At 69.9% G+C, this 25,493-nt stretch carries 27 protein-coding genes; 8 read left to right on the forward strand and 19 right to left on the reverse strand.

Going from position 1 to position 25,493, the window contains the following annotated elements; all coding sequences use genetic code 11:
- Genes WEF05_04290 through menB form a run of 8 tightly spaced genes read right to left on the reverse strand, consistent with a single transcriptional unit; the run spans nucleotide 1 to nucleotide 7,960 of the window.
- Nucleotides 1–1,221, reverse strand: a complete 1,221-nt coding sequence (locus WEF05_04290) for a spermidine/putrescine ABC transporter substrate-binding protein (GenBank protein MEX1101116.1) — start codon at nucleotides 1,219–1,221, stop codon at nucleotides 1–3.
- 23 nt (nucleotides 1,222–1,244) lie between these two features.
- Complete coding sequence (locus tag WEF05_04295) at nucleotides 1,245–1,823, reverse strand: XRE family transcriptional regulator (protein ID MEX1101117.1); 579 nt, start codon at nucleotides 1,821–1,823, stop codon at nucleotides 1,245–1,247.
- On the reverse strand, nucleotides 1,823–2,293 hold the full coding sequence (locus tag WEF05_04300) for a VOC family protein (protein MEX1101118.1): 471 nt from the start codon (nucleotides 2,291–2,293) through the stop codon (nucleotides 1,823–1,825). Before WEF05_04300 ends, WEF05_04295 begins: the two co-directional genes overlap by 1 nt.
- Nucleotides 2,290–3,033 (reverse strand): glucose 1-dehydrogenase, encoded by a 744-nt coding sequence (locus WEF05_04305; protein ID MEX1101119.1) that lies wholly within the window; start codon nucleotides 3,031–3,033, stop codon nucleotides 2,290–2,292. The genes WEF05_04300 and WEF05_04305 overlap by 4 nt, the downstream gene beginning before the upstream one ends.
- Nucleotides 3,034–4,443: a hypothetical protein gene (locus tag WEF05_04310; protein ID MEX1101120.1), complete on the reverse strand. Its 1,410-nt coding sequence runs from the start codon at nucleotides 4,441–4,443 to the stop codon at nucleotides 3,034–3,036.
- Between the two features lie 28 nt (nucleotides 4,444–4,471).
- Nucleotides 4,472–6,220 (reverse strand): 2-succinyl-5-enolpyruvyl-6-hydroxy-3-cyclohexene-1-carboxylic-acid synthase, encoded by a 1,749-nt coding sequence (gene menD, locus WEF05_04315; GenBank protein MEX1101121.1) that lies wholly within the window; start codon nucleotides 6,218–6,220, stop codon nucleotides 4,472–4,474.
- Nucleotide 6,221: 1 nt separating this feature from the next.
- Complete coding sequence (locus WEF05_04320) at nucleotides 6,222–7,151, reverse strand: 1,4-dihydroxy-2-naphthoate polyprenyltransferase (GenBank protein MEX1101122.1); 930 nt, start codon at nucleotides 7,149–7,151, stop codon at nucleotides 6,222–6,224.
- Nucleotides 7,148–7,960 (reverse strand): 1,4-dihydroxy-2-naphthoyl-CoA synthase, encoded by an 813-nt coding sequence (gene menB, locus WEF05_04325; GenBank protein ID MEX1101123.1) that lies wholly within the window; start codon nucleotides 7,958–7,960, stop codon nucleotides 7,148–7,150. The genes WEF05_04320 and menB overlap by 4 nt, the downstream gene beginning before the upstream one ends.
- A gap of 53 nt (nucleotides 7,961–8,013) precedes the next feature.
- Here menB and WEF05_04330 point away from each other — a divergent pair, with 53 nt between their 5' ends.
- Nucleotides 8,014–9,201 (forward strand): fatty acid--CoA ligase family protein, encoded by a 1,188-nt coding sequence (locus WEF05_04330; GenBank protein ID MEX1101124.1) that lies wholly within the window; start codon nucleotides 8,014–8,016, stop codon nucleotides 9,199–9,201.
- A 20-nt stretch (nucleotides 9,202–9,221) separates the two neighbouring features.
- Here the strand turns inward: WEF05_04330 and WEF05_04335 are convergent, their stop codons facing one another.
- The 10 genes from WEF05_04335 to WEF05_04380 form a co-directional block, all read right to left on the reverse strand.
- Nucleotides 9,222–10,535 carry a hypothetical protein gene (locus WEF05_04335; protein ID MEX1101125.1) on the reverse strand — a complete coding sequence of 438 codons (1,314 nt, stop codon included), beginning with the start codon at nucleotides 10,533–10,535 and terminating at the stop codon, nucleotides 9,222–9,224.
- Entirely contained in the window at nucleotides 10,532–11,407 is an 876-nt protein-coding gene (locus WEF05_04340) for a signal peptidase I (protein ID MEX1101126.1), read from the reverse strand. The genes WEF05_04335 and WEF05_04340 overlap by 4 nt, the downstream gene beginning before the upstream one ends.
- Nucleotides 11,404–11,988, reverse strand: coding sequence for a TasA family protein (locus WEF05_04345; protein ID MEX1101127.1), 585 nt, complete (start codon nucleotides 11,986–11,988; stop codon nucleotides 11,404–11,406). The genes WEF05_04340 and WEF05_04345 overlap by 4 nt, the downstream gene beginning before the upstream one ends.
- Entirely contained in the window at nucleotides 11,985–12,509 is a 525-nt protein-coding gene (locus WEF05_04350; GenBank protein MEX1101128.1) for a hypothetical protein, read from the reverse strand. The genes WEF05_04345 and WEF05_04350 overlap by 4 nt, the downstream gene beginning before the upstream one ends.
- A gap of 99 nt (nucleotides 12,510–12,608) precedes the next feature.
- Nucleotides 12,609–13,193, reverse strand: a complete 585-nt coding sequence (locus WEF05_04355) for a TasA family protein (GenBank protein MEX1101129.1) — start codon at nucleotides 13,191–13,193, stop codon at nucleotides 12,609–12,611.
- A 396-nt stretch (nucleotides 13,194–13,589) separates the two neighbouring features.
- Nucleotides 13,590–14,174, reverse strand: a complete 585-nt coding sequence (locus WEF05_04360) for a TasA family protein (GenBank protein MEX1101130.1) — start codon at nucleotides 14,172–14,174, stop codon at nucleotides 13,590–13,592.
- Nucleotides 14,175–14,375: 201 nt separating this feature from the next.
- Nucleotides 14,376–15,050, reverse strand: coding sequence for a response regulator transcription factor (locus WEF05_04365; GenBank protein MEX1101131.1), 675 nt, complete (start codon nucleotides 15,048–15,050; stop codon nucleotides 14,376–14,378).
- Nucleotides 15,047–15,811, reverse strand: a complete 765-nt coding sequence (locus WEF05_04370; protein ID MEX1101132.1) for a HAMP domain-containing sensor histidine kinase — start codon at nucleotides 15,809–15,811, stop codon at nucleotides 15,047–15,049. Before WEF05_04370 ends, WEF05_04365 begins: the two co-directional genes overlap by 4 nt.
- A 75-nt stretch (nucleotides 15,812–15,886) precedes the next feature.
- The gene (panB, locus tag WEF05_04375) at nucleotides 15,887–16,678 is read right to left on the reverse strand and encodes a 3-methyl-2-oxobutanoate hydroxymethyltransferase (GenBank protein MEX1101133.1); all 792 of its coding nucleotides are present in this window, start codon (nucleotides 16,676–16,678) and stop codon (nucleotides 15,887–15,889) included.
- Between the two features lie 82 nt (nucleotides 16,679–16,760).
- The gene (locus tag WEF05_04380; protein MEX1101134.1) at nucleotides 16,761–17,117 is read right to left on the reverse strand and encodes a hypothetical protein; all 357 of its coding nucleotides are present in this window, start codon (nucleotides 17,115–17,117) and stop codon (nucleotides 16,761–16,763) included.
- A 340-nt stretch (nucleotides 17,118–17,457) separates the two neighbouring features.
- Here WEF05_04380 and rpsF point away from each other — a divergent pair, with 340 nt between their 5' ends.
- The 5 genes from rpsF (at nucleotide 17,458) to WEF05_04405 (ending at nucleotide 19,849) form a co-directional block, all read left to right on the forward strand.
- A complete protein-coding gene (gene rpsF, locus WEF05_04385; GenBank protein MEX1101135.1) occupies nucleotides 17,458–17,745 on the forward strand; it encodes a 30S ribosomal protein S6 in 288 nt (95 codons plus the stop codon).
- Nucleotides 17,746–17,814: 69 nt separating this feature from the next.
- On the forward strand, nucleotides 17,815–18,261 hold the full coding sequence (gene ssb, locus WEF05_04390; protein MEX1101136.1) for a single-stranded DNA-binding protein: 447 nt from the start codon (nucleotides 17,815–17,817) through the stop codon (nucleotides 18,259–18,261).
- The gene (gene rpsR, locus WEF05_04395) at nucleotides 18,251–18,529 is read left to right on the forward strand and encodes a 30S ribosomal protein S18 (protein ID MEX1101137.1); all 279 of its coding nucleotides are present in this window, start codon (nucleotides 18,251–18,253) and stop codon (nucleotides 18,527–18,529) included. Before ssb ends, rpsR begins: the two co-directional genes overlap by 11 nt.
- Entirely contained in the window at nucleotides 18,526–18,981 is a 456-nt protein-coding gene (gene rplI, locus WEF05_04400) for a 50S ribosomal protein L9 (GenBank protein ID MEX1101138.1), read from the forward strand. The genes rpsR and rplI overlap by 4 nt, the downstream gene beginning before the upstream one ends.
- 112 nt (nucleotides 18,982–19,093) lie before the next feature.
- Complete coding sequence (locus WEF05_04405; GenBank protein MEX1101139.1) at nucleotides 19,094–19,849, forward strand: class I SAM-dependent methyltransferase; 756 nt, start codon at nucleotides 19,094–19,096, stop codon at nucleotides 19,847–19,849.
- Here WEF05_04405 and WEF05_04410 read toward each other — a convergent pair.
- Nucleotides 19,846–20,118: a hypothetical protein gene (locus WEF05_04410; GenBank protein MEX1101140.1), complete on the reverse strand. Its 273-nt coding sequence runs from the start codon at nucleotides 20,116–20,118 to the stop codon at nucleotides 19,846–19,848. The genes WEF05_04405 and WEF05_04410 overlap by 4 nt on opposite strands.
- A 221-nt stretch (nucleotides 20,119–20,339) precedes the next feature.
- On the opposite strand from WEF05_04410, the gene WEF05_04415 reads away from it, so the two are divergent.
- On the forward strand, nucleotides 20,340–21,458 hold the full coding sequence (locus WEF05_04415; GenBank protein MEX1101141.1) for a PilT/PilU family type 4a pilus ATPase: 1,119 nt from the start codon (nucleotides 20,340–20,342) through the stop codon (nucleotides 21,456–21,458).
- A complete protein-coding gene (locus WEF05_04420) occupies nucleotides 21,455–25,435 on the forward strand; it encodes an AAA family ATPase (GenBank protein ID MEX1101142.1) in 3,981 nt (1,326 codons plus the stop codon). The genes WEF05_04415 and WEF05_04420 overlap by 4 nt, the downstream gene beginning before the upstream one ends.
- The last annotated feature ends 58 nt before the right edge of the window (nucleotides 25,436–25,493 follow it).

The following is a 25,493-nucleotide window of genomic DNA, read 5'->3' on the forward strand; positions in this document are numbered from 1 at the left end:
TCACGACTGCACGACGGGGACGAAGAGGTCGTTCCACGTCTCCTGTTGTTCCGCGTCGAGCACGCGATAGCCGTGCAGTCGGGAATACATCTCGTCGGTCGGGAACACGAGCGGGTCTCTCGCCACGTCTTCCATCCCTTCCCGGATCAACACGTCCTGCGCCTCGGGCACGGGGGGAACCGTCTGCACCCAGGCCGTGATCTGCGCGGCGACCTCCGGTTGGTACAGGAAATCGATGAACGTCATCGCGTCGAGCGGCGATCGAGCGCCGACGGGGATCATCAGGCTGTCGGTCCACAGGAGCCCGCCTTCCTCCGGCACGACGAACTCGAGTTCCGGGTAGCCGGAGTTCTGCGAGATCAGCACGTCGGGGGCCCAGGCCATGGTGAGCGCGACGTCACCGCTCTGCAGGGCGCCGATGTAACCCTGGCCGAAGTATTGGCGCACGATCCCGGCATCGCGCTGGTCGATCAACCGGTTGGCGGCCTCCGTCCAGTCGGCTTCTGTGGAGGTCTCAGGGTCGACCCCGATGCTGAGGAGCGTGAGGTTGGGAAGGTCCTCGGTGTCGCCGAACATGCCGACCTTCCCGGCGAACGCCGGGTCGAACAGATCGTTCAAGCTCGTGATCTCCCGTCCCGTCAGCTCCGGGTTGTAGCCGATCCCCGTGATCCCCGACTGATACGGGATGCTGAACCGATTGCCGGGATCGTAGGAACGTTCCGTGTAGCTCGGCGCCGCGTATCTGTAGAAGTTCGTCAACGCGTCCTGGTCGAGCTCGAGCGCGTAGTCCAGCGCCATCATCAACGGCAGCCACCGCGGGTAGCCCATCGTGATCAGGTCGTAGCCGGGGTCGTCGCCGGCAGCGAGGAGCGGCTCGATCTTCGCGAAGAAGCTCGCGTAGTCGTTGATCACGGTGTCGTAGATGACCTCGCTCCCGGTCTTCTCCTGGAAGTCGTCCAGCGTCGGGTAGGTGACCTCCCCGCCGACGCGCTCCTGATCCATGTACAGCGGCCAGTTCGCCCATCGGAACGATCCGGTCTCGCGCTGCGCCGCCCAGTCGAACCCGCCGCCGGAGCCGGTCGCGCTGGGCGCGGGGGTGTCGTCGTTGCCGCATGCCGCGAGGATCTGCGCGAGCGTGATCCCGGCGAGTCCTCTACCCGCAGTTCGGAACAGATCCCGTCGGGAAAGGCCGTTGCGCGTGGTGCCCTGCTCGTTATCCATCCTGCACCCCTCTCTCTGCGCCGCTAAAGAGACGCCGGCGTGATGATCCACAGTACGGTTGCCGATGCGCTCGTCGATGGGTTCTCCCAGGTATGTGGTTCCTTCGGGTCGAGGAGGAAGACGTCGCCGGCTCGGAGCCGCTCGGTGGTCCCCCCGATCGTGAGGCTGAGCGATCCGCGGAGCACGTAGATCAACTCCGCGTCGGCGTCGAAGGCGTGCGGTTCGTCGCCGCTGCGGCCTCGTGGCTCGATCTGCGATTCCAGCACCTGAAGACGCCGCTCCCATCGCGGAGTGAGAACGACGTCCTGGATCCCGAAGCCGCCGAAATTGGCGGCCTCTCGCTCCGCCTTGCGCAGCAGGTTGGTACGCGGTTCGTCGAACAACGATCCGATGCGAACGCCGAGGATCGAACACAGCCGGAGCAGGGTGGGCACCGAGGCGTTCGTCTCGTCTCGCTCGAGCAAGCTGATGAATCCGTTCGACAGTCCGGCGGCGCCGGCCAGCACCGCGATCGTCATCCCTCGTGCCTGGCGCGCGGCACGGAGCTTCGTGCCGATCCGCGGCTCGGCATGTTCCTCGGCAGGGCGCTCGGTGTCGACCATCAGGCGCCCCGCGGTCGTTGCACGAGTTCGATCCAGGTGCCGTCGGGATCGACCGCGTAGAGGACCCGCACCCCGTTCCAGTCGCCTTCTTCGGTGAGGGTGACCGGTCCGCTCCGCGTCTCGATCCCTGCCGAAGCGCACCGAGCGTGCACGGCCTCGATGTCGTCGACACCGATGCCGATATGGGTGGCTCCCGGCTCCCACAGCGGTCCTCGTCTCGTCCGACCGGTCGGGTGGTCGAAGCGGATCAGTTCCAGCACCTGGTTCCTGCCCAGATCGCATTCCGCCCACTCGAGGTGCGCCCCCTCGGCGCCCATTATCTCCCCGATCTCGGGCTCGTCGGCGACGCCTCGCCCGAGGAGTGCGAGCCCGAGGACATCGCGATAGAAGGCGATCGAGGCGTCGAGGTCGGTCGTGGTGACCGACACGTGATCCAGGGAACGCGCGCGATGGGTAACGGTGTCGCTCATTGCGCGAGATACCCCCCGTCGACGTAGAGCTCGGCGCCCGTGATGAACGAGGCCTCGTCCGACGCGAGGAACAGGACCGCGTTCGAGACTTCCTCCGGCGCGCCCGCCCTTCCCATGGGGGTCATGCCGATGTCGTGCTCGTGGATCTCGTCGTCGAGGGCGTCGGTCATCGGAGTCCGGATGAACCCCGGGCAGATCGTGTTCACGCGGATCCCGTCCCCGACGTAGGACAGGGCCGCCGACTTCGTCATCTGACGGACGGCTCCCTTCGTCGCCTGGTACGCGATGTACTCCTCGGCTCCGACCACACCGAGCGTCGAGGAGATGTTCACGATCGCCCCGCCCCCGGCGCGTCGCATCGCGGGGACCGCGTGCTTCATCCCGAGGAAAACGCCGGTCTGATTGACGCCGAGCACACGATGCCAGTCCTCCTCGGGCTCGTCGACCGCCCCGCCCTCGCTGATGATCCCTGCGTTGTTCACCAGTACGTCGAGTTTGCCGAACCGCTCCTCGGCGGTGGCGATCGCTCGTTCCCACGACGCCGCGTCGGTGACGTCGAGATGGAGATGCTCGGCCTCGCCGTGGTGGCGAACGCTCGTGGCCGTGTCGGCGGCGCCTGCCTCGTCGATGTCTCCGACGACGACGTGCGCGCCCTCCTCGGCGAACCGGTGTGCATGCGCGTGCCCCATCCCTCCGCCGGCGCCGGAGATCAGGGCGACCTTCCCGTCCAGGCGACCCATCTATCCCTCCTCGTTCATCCGAGCGGGGATCACGTCGCGCGCGAACACGTCATCGATCGTCTCGGCGCGCTTCACGACCTCCGCCTCGTCGCCGTGCACCAGAACGGTGGCCGGTCGGGGGAGTGCGTTGAAGTTCGACGCACTGGCGTCCTGGTACGCCCCGGTGTCCAGGAAGGCGAGCACGTCCCCGTCCTCCAGCTCTGGGAGCGGCTCCTGCGGGACCATCAGATCGAACCCGCAGCTCATGCCCACGATGTCGGCGGGGCCGACGGGATCGTCGTCCGCCCTGTTCGCGACCACGACCGGCCAGCGGTTGTGTTCGATCATCGAGTCGGGCAGGAACATCTCCGTCGTGTCGGTCTCGACCCACCGCCAGGGAACCGGCTCCGACTCGCGTTTGCTGTTGGCCACGCGTGCCAGGTGGATCCCGGTGTCCGCGTGGAGGCTGCGCCCGGGTTCGATCTCGAGGGCGAGTCCATCGGCGGCCAGATCGTGGGCGGCCAAAGCTTCGCGGAGGGTGCTCGTCACGATCCGCGCGTAGTCCTCGATCGGCGGCGCTTCGAGATCCCGACCGGCAAGACGCTCGATCAGTCGGCCGGTGGGATCGCGCGGTGCGGCGTAGCCTCCGCCGAGGTCCAGCTCGCGTGGCATCCATCCGCCCCATGCCTTGGAGAGCTCGGCGAGGAGGTCGACCACGCCCACGATGACCTCTCGCCAGACCTCGAGCTCGCGGCGATGGCGTGGCACATGCACGTGGATGCCGGAGAGATCGACGACGTCGGAGGCGAGCGCTCGTGGTCCGAGTTCGAGCGCGTCCGCGGTCGGGATCCCCGCCTTGTAGACGCGGATCGCCTCGGCGGTGGAGAGCGCCCCGTCGACGAAGTCCGTGGGCTGCTCCAACGTCGGGAACGCGGGCCGCACACGCAGGCGTACGGTGCCGCGTCGGCCGAGGCGCCGGGCGGCGTCCTCGACGAGGGCGAGTTCGCGAGTCGCGTCGAGCGTGATCCGCGCTCCGGCGCCGACGGCCGCCTCGATCAGCTCCGGCGACTTCACCGATCCGTTGACCGACAGGAGAGCGGGGTCGACCCCGGTCGAGAGCGCCGCGGTGAGCTCGGCCATCCCGAACGTGTCGCAACCGAGCCCTTCGGACGAGAGCACTCGACGCACCGCGAGGACGAAGTTCGCCTTGAGTGAGGGGAGCACGTGCACGGGCCCTTCGCTCCAGCGATCGGCGAACGCTCGCGTGAAGCGACGAGCGTTACGCCGGAGCTGATCCTCCGAGACGACGTAGAGAGGGGTTCCGAACCGCCGCGCGAGGTCGACCGTGCTGCGGTCCTCGATGAACAGCACGCCGTCCCGAACGCTGAGGGCGTCGTCGATCTTGCGGGTCGTGGCGGTGCCCGGTGCCATCGAGTGTTTCTACACCACAAATATGGATTCAGTCCAGCAAACTCGCCTGCGCCGCCGCTTGTATCTCTGCATGACGTCGGACGTTGTTCTCTCGATCGACGGCCACTTCGACCACCTGAACGCCGCCTTGCGTGCCTGCGCGCCGGAGCACGGTGGCGAACTCGAGCCCCCGAGACACCGATCCGCGTGTCACGCCGACGGCGGCGCAGATCGCGCCGAGGTCGAGGCCGTGCGGCGTGGTGAACAGGCGCTCGTGTTCGGGGAGCGTGGCTTGGTCGAGGAACGAGAAGATCATGCCGCCGTCGTTGTTCGGCACGACGATCACGACGTTCAGATCCTCCCGACGTCCGCTCCATGTGAGGGCTCCGAGGTCGTAGACGAAGGACAGATCGCCGCAGAGCGCGTACGTCGTCGTATCCGGCTCCGTCGCGGCGACCCCGAGGACGGTTGACACGAAGCCGTCGATCCCGCTCGCTCCTCGGTTCGCGAGCACGCGAAGGCCGTCGCGGGGAGCTGCGTACGCGTCGAGGTCGCGGATCGGCATGCTCGACGCCGCGACGAGCGTTCCCGAGGGGATCGACGCGGCCAGATCGCGCGCGATCCTTCCTTCGAACGGTTCGTCCCATCCGTCGAGAAGCTCGTCGACCGTGGTTCGGACCGCCGCGTCGGCCCGTCGCCACTCCTCCAGCCAGGCAGGGTCGCTGGGGACGGTCGGGATCCGTTCGAGCAGCTGCCCGCTGTGGGGTGCGCGGGCGGCGGCGCGGCCGAGTGGATCGGGGTCGAGGTGCCCGCGCGGAACGACGACGAGCTCGGTCGCCTCGGCGGCCAGCGATCGCGCCGCACGTGTGAGCGGGGTCGCGCCGATCTGGAGGACGACCTCGGGAGGATGAGCCGCGACCCAGCGTTCCGCGCCGAGGAGCAGCGTCCCGGCGGTCAGCGCCACCCACGGGAGCCGTGCGCCGGAGGTCGGCTCGGCGATCACCGGCCATTCGAGCCGGCGTGCGAGCTCGATGTCGTCCTCGGTTGAGCCCTCGGACCCCTCGGTGCCGAGCAGCACGACGCCCCGCCGGGCGCCGAGGATCACCTCGGCGGCGCGATCGGCACCGTCGGCGTCGGCGTCGGCGTCGGTTTCGGCCTCGGCTACGGACCCGCTTGGCGCGGCGCGACCGACGGGACGCGGTCCCCGATCCTCGACCTCGACCGGTGTCTCGGTCGGCGTCAGTCGTTCCCGGAACGGCAGGTTGGCGTGGACGGGCCCGGGCGGAGCGCGCAAGGCCTCGCGGGCAAGCACCGCTCCGGCCTGGCGGAAGTCGGCGCCGAGGTCCGGTGTCGGGAGCGGGGTCGCGATCTCGGCGCGCACGTACGAGCCGTAGAGGTGTTCCTGGACGATCGTCTGGTTCGCACCCGAACCCTGCAACGATGGAGGGCGGTCGGCCGTGAGGACCACCAGCGGGGTTCGCGACTGCGACGCCTCGACGACCGCCGGGAGGAACTCCGCGGCCGCCGTTCCGCTGGTGCACGCGACGGCGACGAGCGCGCCGGTTGCCTTCGCGATGCCGAGCGCGAAGAAGGCCGACGAGCGCTCGTCGAGATGGACATGGACGGTCAGCTCCGGACGGCGCGCGAGGGCGAGTGCGATCGGGGTCGAGCGCGAACCCGGTGACAGGCACGCGTGCCGCATCCCCCCGCGGACCAGCTCGTCTACGAGCAGCGATGTGCAGGCGAGGGCGATGTCGCCTTCGAGCTCACCGCCGATCAGATCGTCCGGGCCGTGCATCTCACACCGTCCGTTCAAGGAATAGGCCCAGCGCGAGCGCGACGCCGAAGGCCGCGTGCAGCGCGGCGGTTCCGGTCAGGACGGGGACGAGGTCCCTTCCGGAGGCGGTTCCGACGCGTTCCATCGGACGGATCGCGAGCGGCCACGAGACGAGCGCGATCAGCGCCCACGGCGTGAGCCCGGCGTCGAGGTCGAGGAGGTGGACGACGGTGCCGGCGACGATCGTCGCGTACGCGAGCGCGACGACCCCGCGGTACAGGCGACGCGTCGCCATGTCGCCGATCCGGACGGCGAGGGTGCGCTTGCCCGACGCGGCGTCGGTGGGGATGTCTCGGAGGTTGTTCGCGACGAGGATCGCCACCGCGAGCCAGCCGATCGCGCCCCCGCTCCACCACGCGGAGGCGGGGATCGTCTTGGCCAGCACGTACGCCGTCCCGCACACCGCCATCAACCCGAAGAAGCAGAACACGATCACCTCGCCGAGCCCCAGCCCCGCGTAGGGGCGGGGACCGCCCGAGTACAGGAGGGCGGCGACGAGCGCGAGCGCGCCGACGAGCAGGATCAACACGGGCGCGGTCGCCAGCGCGAGCCCGAGCCCCGCGATCGCCGCGACAACGAGGGCGCCGAGGGCCGCGGTCAGCACCGCCCGGGGACTCGCTGCGCCGCTCGCCGTGAGGCGTACAGGTCCGACGCGTTCGGCGGTGTCGACGCCGCGGACCCCGTCGAAGTAGTCGTTCGCGTAGTTCACGCCGATCTGCAGACCGAGAGCGACCACGAGCGCGGCGGCGAACCGCCACCAGATCATCTCGCCGGCCGCCGCCGCACCCACCAGGACCGGAACGAGCCCCGCTCCCAACGTTCGCGGCCGGGCGCCGGCGATCCAGATACCGGGTCCCGCCCCACCCGCGGGGGCGGAGGCGCCGGTGCTCACGGTCGCTTCGGGAAGCGGGAGAAGTCGGGGTCGCGCTTCTCCTGGAACGCGTTCCGCCCCTCCTGAGCCTCCTCGCTCATGTAGTAGAGGAGCGTCGCGTCGCCGGCGAGCTGCTGAACCCCCGCGAGGCCGTCCGTGCCCGCGTTCGCGCCGGCCTTGAGCAGACGGAGCGCGAGCGGGCTCATCCGGAGCAGCTCACGCGCCCACTCGAGGGTCGTGTCCTCGAGCGCGTCGAGCGGGACGACTGCGTTCACCAGCCCCCAGTCGAGCGCGGTCTCGGCGTCGTACTGGCGGCAGAGGAACCAGACCTCCTTCGCGCGCTTCTCACCGATCTGACGGGCGAGCAGGTTGATGCCGTAGCCGGCGTCGAACGAACCCACGCGCGGGCCCGTCTGTCCGAACCGCGCGTTGTCGGCGGCGATCGTCAGGTCGCAGCACACGTGCAGGACGTGGCCGCCCCCGATCGCGTATCCGGCCACCATCGCGATCACCGGCTTGGGCAGGCGGCGGATCTGGACCTGGAGGTCGAGGACGTTGAGGCGTCCGACGCCCTGCTCGTCGACGTAACCGTCGTCGCCGCGGATCTTCTGATCCCCGCCCGAACAGAACGCCTCGGTCCCTTCGCCGGTGAGGATCACGACGCCGATCTCGGGATCGTCCCGCGCCGCGTCGAACGCGCGGATCAGTTCCTTCACGGTCAGGGGGCGGAAGGCGTTGCGAACCTCGGGCCGCGCGATCGTGATCTTGGCGACGTGGTCCGCTGTCTCGTACCGGATGTCGGTGTAGTCGCCGGCGCCGATCCAATCCATATGACCATTCACTCCTAGAGCGTGGACTCGCAGGGTTGGTAGCCTATCGCACGATGTGGAGCTCGGACATCCCCGTGCTCCGTCCCGGCGACGTCGTCGCCGTCCGGCTGGAGCCCGGCCCGACCTGGCGCGGGCTCGTCGAGCTCGTCTGGGGCGCCGGCGCGGCCCTGTTCCCTCTGGATCACCGGCTGCCCGCCGCCGAAGCGGACGCCCTGCTCGCGCTCGCTCGTCCCACGGTGCTCGTCGACGCCCGGCAAGGACGGCGGCTCGAGGGCGGTGTCGAGGCACCCGAGGGTGACGCGGTGCTCGTCGCTACGTCGGGCACGTCGGGGTCCTCCAGGATCGTGCGACTGTCACGGTCGGCGATCGACGCGGCGGCAGCCTCGTCGGCGCTCGCGCTCGAAGCCGACCCTCACGACGAGTGGCTGTGCTGCCTGCCGCTCGGCCACATCGGAGGCTTGCTGGTGCTGCTGCGGTCGGTGCTCCTAGGGGCCCCCGCCGCGGTGCATGCACGGTTCGATCCCACAGCGGTGGCGGCCCTGCCGAACGTTCGCTTCGTGTCGGTCGTGCCGACGATGCTCGCGCGGATGCTCGACCACGGGGACGACGTCGCGCGGTATCGGGCGATCCTCGTGGGCGGGAGCCCCATGCCGGCCGAGATGCGCGATCGGGCGCGCGCGGCCGGCGCGCGGGTGGTCGCGACCTACGGACTCACCGAGAGCTGTGGCGGGGTGGTCTACGACGGCGTCGCGTTGCCCGGCGTCGGCGTGCGGATCGGACCCCGCGGTGGCGTTCAGCTGTCGGGGCCGACCCTGATGCGCGGGTACCGCTTCGACGACGCCGCGACGACCGCCGCGCTCACTCCCGACGGCTGGCTGAAGACGCGAGACGCGGGCGACCTCGGTCCCGACGGCCGGTTGCGCGTGCTCGGGAGGATGGACGACGTGATCCTTACGGGGGGGGAGAAGGTGTGGCCCGAAGAGGTCGAGAACGTCCTGCGCATCCACCCCTCCGTGTCCGATGCCCTGGTGGCCGGGCGCGACGACGAGGGATGGGGGCAGCGGGTCGTGGCCTGGATCGAGCTCGCACCCGGCGCGACGGCTCCCGATCTCGAGGCGATCCGCGACTTCGTCGGGAACCGTCTGCCACGGTTCCGCGCTCCACGCGAGCTCCATGTGGTGGTGGAACTGCCCCGCACGCCGCTCGGCAAGATCCGCCGGAGCGCGATCGAGCCGGATTGACCGATCGCGGCGAGCGGCTCCTAGAAGTTGACCTTCGGCGCCCCGACCTGGGTGACGTTCGCGGTCGACATCCCGTTCCATGCCCGATCGCGTGCGTTCGCGGACGGTGTCCATACAGGGGTCACCGCGCCGGCCGTCTCCGTCGGGCCGGAGGGGTTGCCGAGCGTGATCGTGATCGCATTCCCGCTCATCACCATCGTCGAGTTCGTGAAGCTCCGGGTCGCGCCGTTCACGAAGTTCCCGCCGAGCGCGACGTCGTTGAACGGCAGCTGGGTGGTGTTCGCGGAGTCCCAGACCTGCAGGCGGTCGTTGCTCGCGTTCTGGGTGATCCGGGCGGTCACCGTCGTGCTCGATCCGTCCCAGCCCGCGAGGAACGAGATCGGTTCCATCGGCTCGCTGAAGGAGTAGGTCGCGGTGTCGCCGGCCTCAGGCTTGCCTGCCGTTCCGCCACCGTTCGTCGTCTGGAAGTCCGTCCCGGTCGGCACGGTGTTGTCGACGGTCACGCTTCCGGTGTTCGAGGTGCCGCTGTTGCCGAGGGTGTCGATCGCGGTGATCGAATAGCTCTTCGCGCCCGCGGACAGTGGGTTGCTCGCCGTCTGAGCGGCGCTGCGCCAGGTGTAGGAGACGCCGCCGACGCTGAAGGGTCCGCCGGCCGTGGTGAGCGCGACCGCTCCCGCCCCGCTGCCGCTGACGTTCGTGAGGTTCGCGGTCGCGCTCGTCACACCGACGGCGTCGGCCAGGTTCGCGTACACGCGGTAGGAGCCGTTCTGCCGGATGAAGCCGACGACGCCGCCCTCGTTCTTCTGGATCACGGTCGCGGTGACACTGGGTCCGGCGTTGTCGACCGTCACCGAGTACGGGCCGTCGTTGCCCGAGTTCCCGGCGTTGTCGGTCAGCGTGAACGAGTAGTTCACGCTCCCCGAGGCGAGGCCGCCGTTCGCCGTCTGCTGTGCCGAGCGCCAGGCATAGCTCGTGCCGTCGACGGTCCACGGGCCGCCGGCCGTCGAGAGGTTCGTCGTTCCGGCTCCGGTGGTGATGTTCGACAGGTCGGCCACGACGGAGGCCACGCCGCTCGGGGGACTGCCGAGGTCGGTCACGTTCGCGAACACGCGGTAGGTGCCGCCCGCGCGGATCGAGCCGGCCACGTTCCCGCCGCCTTCGATCACGGTGTCGTCGATCACAGGCGGGCGAAGGTCGTCGGCCGCCTCGAAGGTGTTGTTCGGGTTCTGCGCGGTGTCGAAGAACGCCGCGTAGGTCGCACCCCCGCCGATCCCGACGGCGAGCCCGAACGCGACGAGCAGCACGAGCGCCTTGATGCCGTGGGGCCGCCTCATCCCGTTGCCTCCCCGGGCTGGGTGGCGCCCTCGTCGGTGCTCTCGTCGGAGGTCGGTCGCCAGATCCGCCACAGCTCGTAGGCCCCGAGAAGCAGCGCCGGGAACACGATCAACAGCAGCCGCCCGAGCGAGCCCCGCAGGTAGAACAGGACGTAGCCGATCTTCGGGACGCGGAACACGACACGGCCGATCTGCCCGTCGGGTGTGATCCGCCACTGTTCCACGGAGGTGTTCGCGTCGCCCTTCGTCACGAACGTCACCTCGTTGTCCCCAACCTCCATCGCCCGCACTCGGTGAGTGATCAGGCGCGAGGGATCCTCGGGGTCGCGGAACGACACGATGTCACCGATGCGCGCGTCCAGTGGCGGGATCTGCTCGACGACGACGACGTCGCCGGTGGTGATCGCCGGTTCCATACTGCCCGACAGCACCGTCAGGCTCCGGTTGCCCTGGACGATCGGAACGGTGATCGCGAGGACGAACCCCGCGGCCAGTCCGAAGACGATCCACAGTCCGACCATCGCGGCCCAACGGGCGAGCCGTCGGGGGACCCTCCGGTGATCCTGGGGCTGGGGGCCCGAGGGGAGGTTCGTCTGCGCTTGCAGTTCGGCGACCAGGGAAGTCTCTCGGGGCAACTGGGGCGACGCCTCCGGGAGGGTCTCGCGTGCGGCCAGCTCTGTGAACGTCTCGCGTGCCGGCTGCTCCGGGACGTTCTCCAGGTCGTCGTGCCGCGAGGGGGTCAGCAGGTCGATAGCGCCGGCGGGGACGTTGGACGAAGCGGTCTTCGCGCCGTCGAAACCGAGCGCGTGGAGGCGCTCCAGCAGCTCCTTGCTGGGGATCCCGAGCTCGCGCGCGAGTTCGTAGGTCCTCACTGGTTGCGCGCCTCCCACACGAAGTCGGCGCCGGCGGACAGCGCCTCGGCGTTCGGGTTGTCCTGCAGCGTGACCTCGAACCGGTAGGCGTGGGCGTCGTTGGTCGACCACGTCTGTGGGTCGATGACGCCGCCGCCCCAGCCCGCCGGGAACGCGTCGAGGTCGCCCTCGTAGATCACGCCGGGTCCGTCGCCGTTGTAGTCGGTCGGGTCCGGGGTGAACCCGCCACAGCCGGGGAACGAGGGCGAGGCGTCCGTGCCGCGCGTGACCTTCAGCGTCAGGTACTGGCCGAGTGAGCCCGTCACGTTGGCGTACAGGCGCACGTCGGCGTCGAGCGATCCCGAGTAGGTGACGAGGATGCAGCCCTGGACCGAGTCGTTCGGGTAGGCATCGGTCAGCGTCATCATCGCGCTGCCGCTGTCGTTGTCGGCGATCCGCACCGTTCCTGCGGCGAACGCGTTCGCCGGGTTGCCGGTCGTGTCCGAGAAGGCCGCCCACGTGCCGGTCCCGGACACGACGGCGACGATCCCGACGACGAGCGCCGAGATCGCGATCCGCCGGAAGCGGCCCAGGCCCTTCACGAGCGCACCCCCCGCGGGAGAACCTCGAGGTCGATCGATTCGATCCGCCCGCGGAAGTCCTCCGCGGCGTCCTCCGGGATCCACACCGACACCGTGAGCGTCCGTGTTTGCCCCGACGCGATCGTCACGCTTCCCGGCGATGCGGACCGCAGGTCCCCGAGGGGACCGCGGAACACGCGGTGACCGGCAGCATCGACCTCGACCCACAGCACCTCGTCGAGGTCCACACCGGTTGGGAGCGCGCGGACCTGCACGACCTGCGGCAGGGCGGAGATGTTCGTGAGGGACAGCTCCTCGCTCGCGGCGCGGCCCTCGGTACCGGGCTGGAGTCCGGTCGCGGACAGGAACGGACCGACGGGATCGGCGTGGACGACCCCGGTATTGGCGGCCGCGACGATCACGTCTGCGCCGAGGACACCCTCGCCGGGCGGAACGCGCCAGGCCACGACGGCGGAGAACGCGATCGCGAGCCCGAGGATGAACGCTGCTCCTCGGACCGCCATGTCGCCTCGGACCTTCATGTGATGCTCCCGCTTCGGGTGTCGTCGATCGGATGCGCGGCGGCGACGGCGGGAGCCCTCGAGGGGGAGAGGGCCCCCGCCATCACCGACCGTGCAGCTCTAGTTGTTCTGTGCCTCCCAGGTGTAGGAGTGCGCCCCGGTGGACAGGGCCACGGCCCCGCCGTTCGCGGCGTTGTCGTCCTGCAGGGTGAGGGTGAACCGGAACACGACCGCGTCGTTCTGGACCCACTCGGTCTGGGCGCCGGGGTTCACGGCGAGCCCGTTGCCCCAGCCCGTGTGGGCTGCGGCGAAGTTCCCGAGCGTGTCGTTGTAGATCGTGCCGTCCGAGGAGAAGCCCGCGCAGCCCGCGCCGAAGGCAACCGCACCGGTGCCCTTCTCGATCTCCAGGTCCACGTAGTCGCCGAGCGCGCCGACCGCCGAGGCGTACAGCTTCACGTCGGCATCCAGCGATCCGGTGTAGGTCACGGTGATGCATCGCACGAGCGCGTCGCCGGGCGCCTGGCCCGAGACGTTGTACATCGCCGAGCCGGCGTCGTTGTCGGTCAGGTAGACCGTGCCGGCCGTGAAGTCGTTACCGCTGTTGACCGTGGTCGCCGAGAACGCCGAGAAGGTTCCGACCCCGGCCAGGGCTCCCACGATCCCGATCACCAGAACCGTGAGGAGCAGCTTGCGCGTCTTGCTCATGTGGTGCCCTCCTTGTCGTCCGCCTGAGATAGCGCTTGTGCCACGCATCCAATGTCGGCCCCGAAGGGGTCCCGCGACATTCCCTGCGTGCGGGAATCTCCCCTACCGTTCGGACACCGGTCGGCCTACCCCGCATCGGGTACGGCTCCGGACCACCCGGATCGGTGGTGCGGGGCTCCGACCTGCGGAGACGGCGGCGCATGGGAGGAACGGATCACCGACGGAACGTCTCATCGCTCCCCAGAACGGACCATGAGGGCCGGGTGCGGATCGGCCCCCGGGACGGCCCGGGATTGACAACGACCCGGGGCCGACGAGTGCGGACCCGGGTCGTTCGTGGAGCTGGCGGGAGCCCTCGAGGGGGAGAGGGCCCCCGCCATCACCGACCGTGCAGCTCTAGTTGTTCTGTGCCTCCCAGGTGTAGGAGTGCGCCCCGGTGGACAGGGCCACGGCCCCGCCGTTCGCGGCGTTGTCGTCCTGCAGGGTGAGGGTGAACCGGAACACGACCGCGTCGTTCTGGACCCACTCGGTCTGGGCGCCGGGGTTCACGGCGAGCCCGTTGCCCCAGCCCGTGTGGGCTGCGGCGAAGTTCCCGAGCGTGTCGTTGTAGATCGTGCCGTCCGAGGAGAAGCCCGCGCAGCCCGCGCCGAAGGCAACCGCACCGGTGCCCTTCTCGATCTCCAGGTCCACGTAGTCGCCGAGCGCGCCGACCGCCGAGGCGTACAGCTTCACGTCGGCATCCAGCGATCCGGTGTAGGTCACGGTGATGCATCGCACGAGCGCGTCGCCGGGCGCCTGGCCCGAGACGTTGTACATCGCCGAGCCGGCGTCGTTGTCGGTCAGGTAGACCGTGCCGGCCGTGAAGTCGTTACCGCTGTTGACCGTGGTCGCCGAGAACGCCGAGAAGGTTCCGACCCCGGCCAGGGCTCCCACGATCCCGATCACCAGAACCGTGAGGAGCAGCTTGCGCGTCTTGCTCATGTGGGTCCGTCCTCCTGTGTCGCGTCCGTCCGCTTCGCCGGGTAGCAGGCTCCCGGTCACAGAACGAGGCATCGGCACGAGGGCGGTCCATTTCGATTCCCGCGTGTGGGGAGATGCGCTTACCCGCGTTCGGGTAGCGAGGCGGGAGAAGGGCTGCACCGCGACCGATCCGCCTCGGTGGCTGTGTTCGCAGGGGCCGCGTCAGACGGTGATCGCGCCGTGTTTCACGGCGAACGCGACGGCTTCGAGCTTCGAGTGCACCCGGAGCTTGGCGAGGATGTTGCGCACGTGTGTCTGCACGGTCTGCGGGCTGATGAACAGTTCGGCCGCGATGTCGTCGTTGCGCTTGCCCTCGGCGAGCAACGACAGGATCTCGCGCTCGCGGTCGGTCAGCTCGGCGAGCAGCATCTGCGCGTCGCGCTGTTCCTCGCGCTCGCGGGCGACCTGATGCAACAGCCGCGTGAGGGTCGTGGGATCGATCAGCACCTCACCGGCGGCGGCCGACTTGGCGGCGTCGAGGACCTGGTCGGCCGCCTCCTCCTTGCCGAGGAACCCCGAGGCGCCCGCTTCGACGGCTTCGACGAGCAGTCGCTCGTCGTCGTGCGCGGTCATCACGACCACCCGGGTCGAGGGGGAGATCTCCTTGATCCGCCGGGTCGCATCGATCCCGTTCATGTGGTCGCCCTTGAAGACGATGTCCATCAACACCACGTCCGGTGGCGAATCGGTCACCATCGCGATCGCCTCCTCGGGCGTGTGCACCGGGGGGGAGATCATCTCCAAGCCGTCCGAGCGGTCCACGACCATCGCCAGGGCGTCGGTCAGGATCTTGTGGTCGTCGCAGATCAGCAGGGTGAAGCCTTCATGGTCCGTCACGGGATTGCCTCTCCAGGGTCGGTTCCAGGGGTCTGATCGGGGACGGTGACGAGGGGGAGCGTGACGCGCAGCATCGTACCCCCCGAGGGGCGGTCCTCGACGGAGATCGTCCCTCCGTGTGCCGCGGCGATCCCTCGGCTGATGTGCAGGCCGAGCCCGGCGCCGGGAACGTCCTCGTAGCCCCGGGGCCGGAACCGCACGAAGCGGCCGAACGCCTCCTCCCGGCGCTCGGGGGGGATGCCCGGACCGGAGTCGAGGACCTCGATCAGCGCCGTGCCGTCCTCGGCCCGAAGCCGGACCTCGATCGGGCCCACGGGCGGTGAGAACTTGACCGCGTTCTCGACGAGGTGCCCGACGAGCTCGTGCAGCCGTCCTCGGTCGACCGTCCCGTGGATCCCTTCGTCGAGTTCGAGTGACACCGGGTGCCCACCGTGCCCGATCGCCTCGGCTCCCTCGCGGACCACCTCGGCGAGCGGCTCGTCTCGCGGCTCCGATGTGAGCACGCCCGCGTCGAGCTTCATCGCGGTGGAGATCTCCTCGGCCATACGTCCGAGCCGCCGCGCCTCGTGGTCGATCAGCTCGAAGAACTCCAGGCGTTCGGCGTCCGAGAGCTTGTCGTAGAGCTGGGCGCCGGTGGACGCGAGACCCCGGATCGACGCGATCGGATTGCGGACCTCGTGGACGATCATCGAGGCCATCTCGGCCTGCTCGCGGCGAACGCGGTCCTCGTCGACGGGTCCCGTCTCGTCGGGTGCGGTCATCGCGCCGAGTCTAGGCCCGGGGCGTGCGCGGTTCGACCACTCGAGAACCTGGCGCCCGTGGCGGAACGACGATGCTCAGCGATAGCTGTGCTCGGCGTCGGGGAAGGTTCCTCGCTCGACCTCGTCGGCGAACGCCGTCACGGCTCGGCTGATCTCCGCCCTCAGATCCGTGTACGCCTTCGCGAAGCGGGGAGCCGGTCCCTCGTTCAGACCGAGGAGGTCGTTGATCACCAGCACCTGTCCGTCGGTACCCGGTCCGGCGCCGATCCCGATCGTGGGGATCGACAACGCGGTGGAGATGTCGGCTCCGACGTCGGACGGAACGCCCTCGATCACGGTCGCGAAGGCGCCGGCCTTCTCGATCGCGAGCGCGTCGTCCTGCAGCCGGCGCGCTGCCTCGGCCGTGCGTCCCTGGACCCGGTAGCCGCCCATCTCGTGGACGGCCTGCGGCGTCAGGCCGAGATGTCCCATCACCGGGATCCCCGCCCGGGTCAGCGCCTCGGTCAATTGCAGCTGAGCGCCCTCGAGCTTGACGGCCCCGGCCCCCGCCTCCTTGAGGAAGCGCGCTGCGTTGCGGACGCCGTCGTCGACCGATGCCTGGTACGAGCCGAACGGCATGTCCGCGACGACGAGGGCGTTGCGTGCCCCGCGCACGACCGCCTTCGTGTGGTGGAGCATCTCCTCCATCGTCACCGGCAGGGTGGAGTCGTAGCCGAGGACGTTGTTGCCCACCGAGTCCCCGACGAGCAGCACCGGGATACCGGCGGCGTCCAGGATCTTCGCGGTGGGGTGGTCGTAGGCGGTCAGCATCGCGAACCGCCGTCGTTCCTGCTTGAAAGAACGCAGATCGTGCGTGGTCACGGACATCGCTCGCGCCTCCTCAGAAGTGCACGGCAGTGGGAGCGTCGATTCTAGAGCGTCAGGGCGTTCGCGAACAGTCCCGCGTCGATCAGGCCGGGGTGGCGCCGGCGGCGGTACCGGGGACGTCCGGGACGAGGCGGTCGATCCGCTGGACCATCGGGCGGGGGATGTGGGTCACGGCCCGGAATCCCTCGCCGTCGGGGAGGATCTCCTGGGCGATCGAGACCACGTGGCCCTCGTCGCGGACGAGATAGCCGACCGTCTGGATCGCGTACTCCTCGCGCCAGTCCTCGGCCTTCTGCTCGTCCGGGTCGTACCAGGCGTCGAGCCAGTGGACCACGACAAGGGGGTGGGTGGGCCCGGGCTGATCCGGGACGAGGTCGAGCGCGTCCGCCGGAAGCTGCGTGACCTGGCCATCAGGGGGTTCGAGGACCCGCACCGTCATCACCTCGTTGTCCTTGTTCCGTCGGTATCGGATCGAAGGTCCTGGTGGAACAGATGCCGTCCGGATCATTTCGCCGTGGGCCGGGGTTAGGCCGCTCGGCCCCGGTCGGGGCACCGCAACCTCCGACCGGGTGACCCTATCCGGGGGCGCCGACACGAAGCGTCCATCGTCCGGCCCGGAGAGCCATCCGCGAACATCCAAGGGCCGTTCCTCTGCAGGAGATCTGGCACGTTTCGGACGGTCATGTCGGTGGCCGCTGCTACGGTTCGCCCGACGTCGGTACACTCTGTGCGTCCATCCCTGCTCCCCCGGGGGGCCGTCCAGTCCAGAGGAGGTGGATTTGAGGGAGTACGAAGTCATGCTCATCCTGCCCGCCGAGGCCGACGAGTCGGTTGTCGGTGCGGCCGTCGACCGCATCACGAAGGTCATCTCCGACGGTGGCGGCGACGTCGCCAACATCGATCGGTGGGGCCGCAGGCGGTTCGCCTACGAGATCGAGAAACAGACCGAGGGCTACTACGCGGTCGTCACGTTCAAGGCCGAGCCCGATGCCCTGGCCGACCTCGACCGCGTGCTGCACCTGGCCGACGAGGTCGTGCGGCACAAGGTCGTCGTTCGAGCGGCATGAAGCTCCTTCCCCCTCTCCGGGCTCGCCATCCAGCCCCGAGAGCGGACAGATGCGAGGTAGGTGATCGAGATGGCCGTTGAGAATCAGCTCACGATCGTCGGCAACCTGACCGACGACCCGGAACTGCGTTACACCCCCAACGGGGCGGCGGTCGCGAAGTTCCGCGTCGCCGTCAGCCGTCGCGTCAAGGATGACGCCACCGGACAGTGGAAGGACGCCGATACGTCCTTCTTCTCCGTCAACGCGTGGCGCAGCCTCGGCGAGAACGCCGCCGAGTCGCTCACGCGCGGTACGCGCGTCGTGGTGACCGGGCGGCTGCTGCAGCGCTCCTGGGAGACCCAGGAGGGAGACAAGCGCACCGTGATCGAGATCGAGGCCGACGAGGTCGCCCCGTCCTTGCGATGGGCGACCGCGAAGGTCGAGCGCCAGAGCCGCGGTGGCGGCGACTGGTCCTCCCCCACGGTTTCGGTCGGTGCCGGTGGAGCACAGGAGGATTCCCCACTCGATGCCGGCTAGAGGAAGCAACACGAAGAAGCGCGGCCCGAAGAAAGAGAAAGACGACAAGGGCTGGAAGAAAACCAAGAAGAAGGTCTGCTTCTTCTGCAAGGAGAAGATCGACTACGTCGACTTCAAGGACACGGGCATGCTCCGCAAGTTCGTCTCCGATCGCGGCAAGATCCGCGCGCGCCGGGTCACGGGTAACTGCGCCCAACACCAGCGCGACGTGGCCGCGGCGGTGAAGAACGCTCGGGAGATGGCGTTGTTGCCATTCTCGGCTCGATGAGCACCAAGGTCGTTCTCCAGAAGCAGGTCGACAAGCTCGGCAGCCCTGGCGACGTGGTCGACGTGGCCGACGGGTACGCGCGCAACTACCTGTTGCCACGCGGGCTCGCGGTCCGGGCGACGAAGGGCATGGTCCGTCACCAGGACAGCCTCAAGCGGGCGCACGAGGTTCGCGTCGTCAAGCAGAAGGGTGAGTTCGAGTCGATCGCCTCGATGCTCGCGGGCACACCGGTCAAGGTGAAGGCGCGCGCCGGCGACGAGGGCAAGCTGTTCGGCAGCGTCACGGCCGACAACATCGCCGACGCCCTCCGTGCCCAGCTCGAGGTCGACGTCGACAAGCGCTCGGTCCACCTCGACGAGCCGATCCGCAGCCTCGGAACGCACGAGGTCAAGGTGCGCCTGTTCGCCGATGTCGAACCGATCGTGCACGTCGAAGTCGTCGCGGCCGACTAGCAACACGGTGCCCTTCACGACAGCAGCGTTCCCATATCGGGATGCTGCTGTCGTGCGTTCGGTGGGAGCTGCGCCCCGGCAAGCTCGCGGGATCTCCAACTAGGCTGATGCGATGAACGAGGAAGGGCTACCCAAGCTCTACGGGGAGTTGGCGGGGTGGTACTACCTGCTGACCGCGCCGGAGGAGTACGCGGAGGAAGCGGCGATCTATCGCGACCTGCTCACCCAGGGGTCACATCGACCGGTTGAGGACGTTCTCGAGCTGGGGAGTGGAGGCGGCGCGAACGCGTCGTTCCTCAAGGAGCGGTTCCGGATGACCCTCGTCGATCTGTCGCCCGAGATGCTCGACAACAGCCGATCGCTCAATCCGGAGTGCGAGCACGTGGTCGGCGATATGCGCACCGTGCGGCTGGAACGAGACTTCGACGCGGTCTTCGTGCACGACGCGATCGACTACATCCTGACCGAGGACGACCTCGCCGCGACGGTGCGAACTGCGTTCGAACATTGCCGGCCGGGAGGTGCGGCGCTGTTCGTTCCCGACTACGTGCGGGAGACCTTCGTGGCACGTGCAGAGGCAGGCGGCCACGACGGCCGGGATGGGGACGAGCGGGCGCTACGCTACCTCGAATGGGATCGGGATCCGGACCCCGACGACGCCGAGTACGTATCCGACTTCGCCTATCTGTTGAAGGAGGCAGACGGAACGGTTCGCGTCGTGCACGACCGGCACCGATGCGGGCTCTTCTCCCGCGACACCTGGCGCCGGATCATCGAAACGGCTGGGTTCCGTGCCGAGCCCCACGAGACACACATCGACGACCGCGAGGGCGTCGCTTTCCTCGCCGCTCGACCCGAAGAGCGCTAGGACGCGAGGCGTTCTGACGCGGCGATGGGGAGCCACTCGGGCTTGATCGTGCCGAGGTGCTCGATCGCCGCGGGGTCCATCCGTTCCTCGAGCCAGTCGAGCAGGTACGAGCGGCTCGGGACCTCGGTCTGGCCTCGATCCTCGCCCGCAGGGCCGATCACGCGCACGGTGTCGTCGTAGGCCCGGCCGTACCAGTCCATGTGCGCGGCCCGGCGACGGACCTGCCAGATGCGGCCCATCCGGTCGGTCAGCTTCAGCGTCTCGGTCACCTGTTCCCCCTCGTTCGCCGTCGTGCGTGGGTCGTGCCTGCGGCCGGCCCCCGGGGAAGTCGGTCGCCGAGGGCGGCCCGGGCCGGAACCACAGCAGTGTAATTCATGCGCGGCCACCTGCGTGGACGCATCCGGTCGTCACCCGGGCGGCCGAAGCCTCAAGCCTGAGCACGGGAGGCCGAAAGTCCTCCTAGGAGCCCTTCCGTGAGGGAACGACCTGCATGGACGTAACCGATCTGCTCAGCTACGCCGTGGAACGCCGCGCCAGCGACCTGCATCTGTCGGCCGGCAACGTCCCGTTCATCCGCGTGGACGGAGAGCTGCTGCCCGCGCCGTTCCCGGTCCTGGAGCCGAACGACACGCGCGCCGCGGCCGAGGACCTGATGCCGCAGCACAAAGCCGCAGAGTTCGCCGACACGAAAGAGTGCGACTTCGCCTACACGCTCGAGGGCGTGGGTCGGTTCCGCGTGAACGTGCTCCGCGATCGGGGGACGGTGGGGCTGGCGATCCGCTGGGTCAGCGGTGAGGGGCTCACGTTCGAGGAACTCCACCTGCCGGCCGTGATCCAGAGCTTCGCCGAGGCGAGGCGCGGGCTCGTGCTCGTCACGGGGCCGACCGGCGCCGGCAAGACGACGACGATCGCTTCGATGATCGGTTTCGTGAATCGCACCCGCCGCGCGCACATCGTCACGATCGAGGATCCGATCGAGGTCGTGCACAACGACGACCTGTCCGTCGTCCGCCAGCGCGAGATCGGTCCGGACACGCACTCGTACGCCGCGGGGCTGCGCCATGTGCTCCGCCAGGACCCCGATGTGATCTTCCTCGGGGAGATCCGCGACGGCGACTCGGCGATGGCGGCGATCCAGGCCGCGCAGACCGGTCATCTCGTCTTCTCGACGATGCACACGATCGACGCCGCGGAGACGCTCGCGCGCATCCTCGAGCTGTTCCCCGCGAAGCAGCATCAACAGGTGCGCGCCTCGTTCGCAGGGGCGTTGCGGGGCATCGTGTCGCAGCGACTGCTCGAGCGGTTGGACGGATCGGGGCGCGTCCCCGCCGTGGAGGTGCTGTCCAACACCGGGCGCGTCACCGACCGGATCCTCGACCCGGAGGCGACCGGTGAGCTCACGGATGTGATCGCGGACAGCGCCTTCGACGGGATGCAGACCTTCGATCAACACCTGCTGACGCTCGTCACCGAGGGCCTCGTGTCCGAGGAGGACGCGCGCGCCGTCGCCACGAACCCGCACGACTTCGGCTTGGCTCTGACCGCCGCCTCGGCCGAGTCCAACGTCGGCGCGACCGAGTCGGCCTACGCGGGCGAGGGAGCTCGATGAGCCAACCCGGAAAGCAGATCGAGACCGGAGGCGCGCCCACCGGCTCCGTGAGCGACTGCCCGTCCTGCGGGACGCCCAACCCTGAGCCGGCGCGCTTCTGCTCGAGCTGTGGGATCGAGCTGCCCGACGGCGTCGACCTCGAGCCGCCCGCGGCGCCCGAACCGCGTGCGGTCGCCGTGGTCGCGGTGCTCCTCGACGCGACCGGGGACGGGGCGGAACGCGCCCGCCGACGCGCGGAGGTTCGGATCCGAGCGACGCTGCAACGACACGGTGGCGCCACGATCGCGGTGGAGGGAGGATCGGCCGCGGTGTTCGGGCTCCATCCCACTCACGGGGACGGCGCGCTTCGGGCGGCCCGAGCCGCCGAAGAGGTGCGCGACGCGCTCGCCCGCGAGAGCGAGACGCGCGTCTCCGGCGGGTCTCTCGCGCCGGCAACGGGACGCATCTCCGTGACGATCGAACAGACCGTGACCACCGATGTGAGCGAGGTTCCTCTCGAGAACGCGGTGGCGCTCGCCGAGCGAGCCGAGCCCGGGGAGGTTCTGCTCGGCCCCGAGGCGCATCGACGCGCCGGTCCCGCCTCGGTCGAGGCCGAGCCGACGACGACGCCGACGCCGAGCGACGCCCCGGCGGTCGCCGAGCGAGCGGATGCCGACACCGAGGGGACGGTTCCCGACGACGTGCCCGACCCGGCCTCGGACGACGCCGAGGAGGGAGCGACCCTCGCCGACCCGGACGAGGCCGATCCGTTGGAAGCGCTCGAGAGCGCGCTCGAGGACGAGGATGACGATCACGGCGAAGGTGGCGACGAGAACGACGAGAACCGGGAACGCGACGAAGACGCAGCCACCCCGGGGGACGCCGACGATCTGGGGCACGCCGACGATCTCGTGGATGCAGGCGTCGATGACGAAGAGGCCGAGGTCCCCATGCGCCTCGTACGGGTCGTCGAGGCAGGCGCGGGACAGGCGCCGACGCCACGAGCGCCACTCGTCGGACGGGATGCGGAGCGGGTCGCACTTCGCGAGCTGTTCGAGCGAGCGGTCGAGAGCCGTTCGTGCGTCGCGGTGACCGTGGTCGGGAGTCCCGGGATCGGCAAGTCGCGACTCGCGGAAGCGCTGATCGCGTGGGCCGAGTCCTCGCACGATGCGACGGCGATCCGTGTTCGGTGCCGTGACGCCGCCGAGGGCGGAGCCGCGTGGCCGGTCGCCGAGCTGATCGAACAAGCGATCGGGGTCGTCCTCGGCGACGGCGTCGACGATGCCCGGGCGGACCTGGAACGGGTCCTATCCGGCGCGCACGATGCTTCCGTCGTCATCGAGCGGCTCGCGCACATGCTCGCGTTGCCCGGAGGCCGCGCGCTCGAGGAGGAGACGCCGTGGGCGCTGCGCAGGCTCCTCGAGGTGATCGCGAGCGAACGCCCGATCGTCCTACTCGTCGACGACGCGGACGGAACGGATCCCTCGTTCGCGCGGTTGCTCCGATCGGTCGCCGACCGCATGAGCGCGCCGATGCTGCTTCTCGCCACGGGACGCTCGGATCCCCTGCACGGCACCGCGGAGGAGAACATCGTCGCGGCGATCACCCTCGAGCCGCTCGACGGCGGGACCGTGGCGGAACTGCTCGAGCAGCTCGTGGGGCGTACCGCGCTCGGCGAGCGCGCCCAGCAGCGCGTGGCGACCGCGACGGGGGGGAATCCGTTCCTGATCGAGCAGCTGACATGCATGCTGATCGAGGAAGGACTGCTGCGGTGGGACGAGGGGCGATGGCTGCCGACGACGGACCTGTCGGCGATGCCCACGCCACCCAACGTCGCCGCGCTGCTCGACGCCCGATTGCAGGGGATCACGACGGAGGAGCGAACCGTCCTCGAACGGATCGCCGTCGTCGGCGAGCGACCGCGGTGGGACGCGGTGCTCGCAGCTGTTCCCGACGAGCTCCGGCTCGCGGCGGGCGATCATGTCGCGGCCTTGCGCCACAAGCAGCTGCTTCGATCCACCGACGTCCCGGGCGATGACATCGTCCGGTTCCACCACCCCTTCGTGCGCGACGCGGCCGTTCGCGGGGCGACGGGAGTGGTTCGTGCGCAGGTGCATGCGGCGATCGCCTCCTGGCTCGTGGTGGCGGCCGGCGATCGCTCCGACCGATTCGATGAGCTCCTCGGGGCGCACCTCGAGCGCGCCTACCGCACCGCGAGTGCGAACGGATCCGACGCGCACGTGGTGGAGGCCGCGCGCAGCGCTGCCGCCCACCTGGAGGGTGCCGGCGAACGCGCAGGCCAACTCGGCGACGCGCAGGGAGCGTTCCAACTCGCCCAGCGCGCGGCGTCCCTGGTTGCGCGCGACGATCCGCACCGACCGGAGCTGTTGCTGCGCGCAGCGATCGCGTTGGCCGACCTCGATCAGCTGCCGCGCGCCGATGCGCTGTTGACCGAGACCGCCCACGCCGCGCGCGCGGCGGGGGAGCGCGCGGTCGAGTGGCGGGCGAAGATCCTCCGTGCCCGGCTGGCCGCCGCCGGCGGGCAGGATCACCGCGCCCTCGAGAACGCGCGCCGGCGAGCGGACCGCAGTGTGGTCGTGTTCCGTGACCTCGGTGATGACTGGGGCCTCGCGTGGGCGTGGTCCCTCTCCGCGTACGTCAGCCTGTGCCGGGGCCATGCGTCCGCTTACGCCGCAGCGGCAGGGCGGGCGGCCGAGGCGGCCCGTCGCGCCGGCCGCAAACGCGAGGAGGCCGCCGCGCTGCGCGACCTGGCGCGCGCGCTCGGCGAGGGCCCGGCCCCGCTGGACGAGGTCGCGGCACGGCTCGCGTCGATCGTCGATCGCGTCGGCGACGAACTTCGCCCGGTCGCGCAGGAGGCGCTGGGCGTGCTTGCGACGGTGCACGCGGATCGGGGACATCCGGACGAGGCACGGGCGGCGGACGAACGGGCGGCGTCGATCGCGGCCGACCTCGGCTTGGAACGCGAGTTCGCACTCCGCGCCGAACGCTCGGGCGCGGTGCAGCTGCTGACCGGCGACGTCGAGGGCGCGCAGGTGACGCTGCGCGAGGGGCTCGAGATCGCGGAGCGCGCGGGTGATGGGGCGGCAGCCGCGCGGATCGCCGCGACCCTGGCCCACGTTCTGGAGGATGCCGGGAACTACGGGGAGGCCGTCCGGCTCACCGAGGTCGCCGAGCAAGGCGGCGCTCCGCACGACGTGACGACCCGCGTCCGGTGGCGGACGGCGCGGGCCCGGGCCCTGGCCCACGGCGGGAACCTCGCGCAGGCCAACGCGCTGGCGCGCGAGGCCGTTCGGCTCGCCGATCAAACCGACGCCGTGGAACTGCGGGCGACCGCACTGATCGAGCTCGCCGAGGTGCTCCGCCTCTCCGGGCGCAGGAACGAAGCGATGCCCCTCGTCCGCAGAGCACTCCGAGCCTTCTCCCGCAAGGGTGCGTCCGTCCGTGCGGCTCGCGCGCGTCGGTTGCTCGCCGAGCTCGACCCGGCGAGCGAGCCCGTCGACGACACGCCCGCCGTTCCGGGAACCGGACCTTCCGCAGGGTCACCGGGCCCGGCGACGGCGTCCACAGCGAGCTCTGGCGAGGTGGCGTACGCGAGCGTCGCGCCGGGAGTCGCTCCCGTCGAGGCCGCGGTTCCCGCCGTTCCGAACGGCACGACGATGGGGACGCAGGTGGTCGAACCGACCGGGGTCCCCGCGCAACCGCAGGGAGCTGCTCCATCGCCTGGAGCCGGGGCGGCCGCGCCGGTCGTCCGGGCCTCGAACGGAGACCCTGCCGAGCCGTTCGGAGCATCGATCGAGCAGGAGTTCGCCGCATTGCAGGAAGATGCCCCGGGCCCCGACCCCAGGTCCGGGTCCATGCCTACATCGGACGGAGCGACCCTGAACGAGGAGTCCGAGCAGGTGGCACCGGCCCCGACGGAGTCGCCGGACGCGGGCGCGGACAAGGGGAAGGGCCGCAAGGGCCTGCGGTTCTGGTAGACCCGGTCCAGACCCGGGCGTCGATCCGGCCAACGACGCGCACGGGTATGTCACACCC

Source organism: Actinomycetota bacterium, from assembly GCA_040881665.1.
In the GTDB taxonomy this organism is placed as follows: domain Bacteria; phylum Actinomycetota; class UBA4738; order UBA4738; family HRBIN12; genus JBBDWR01.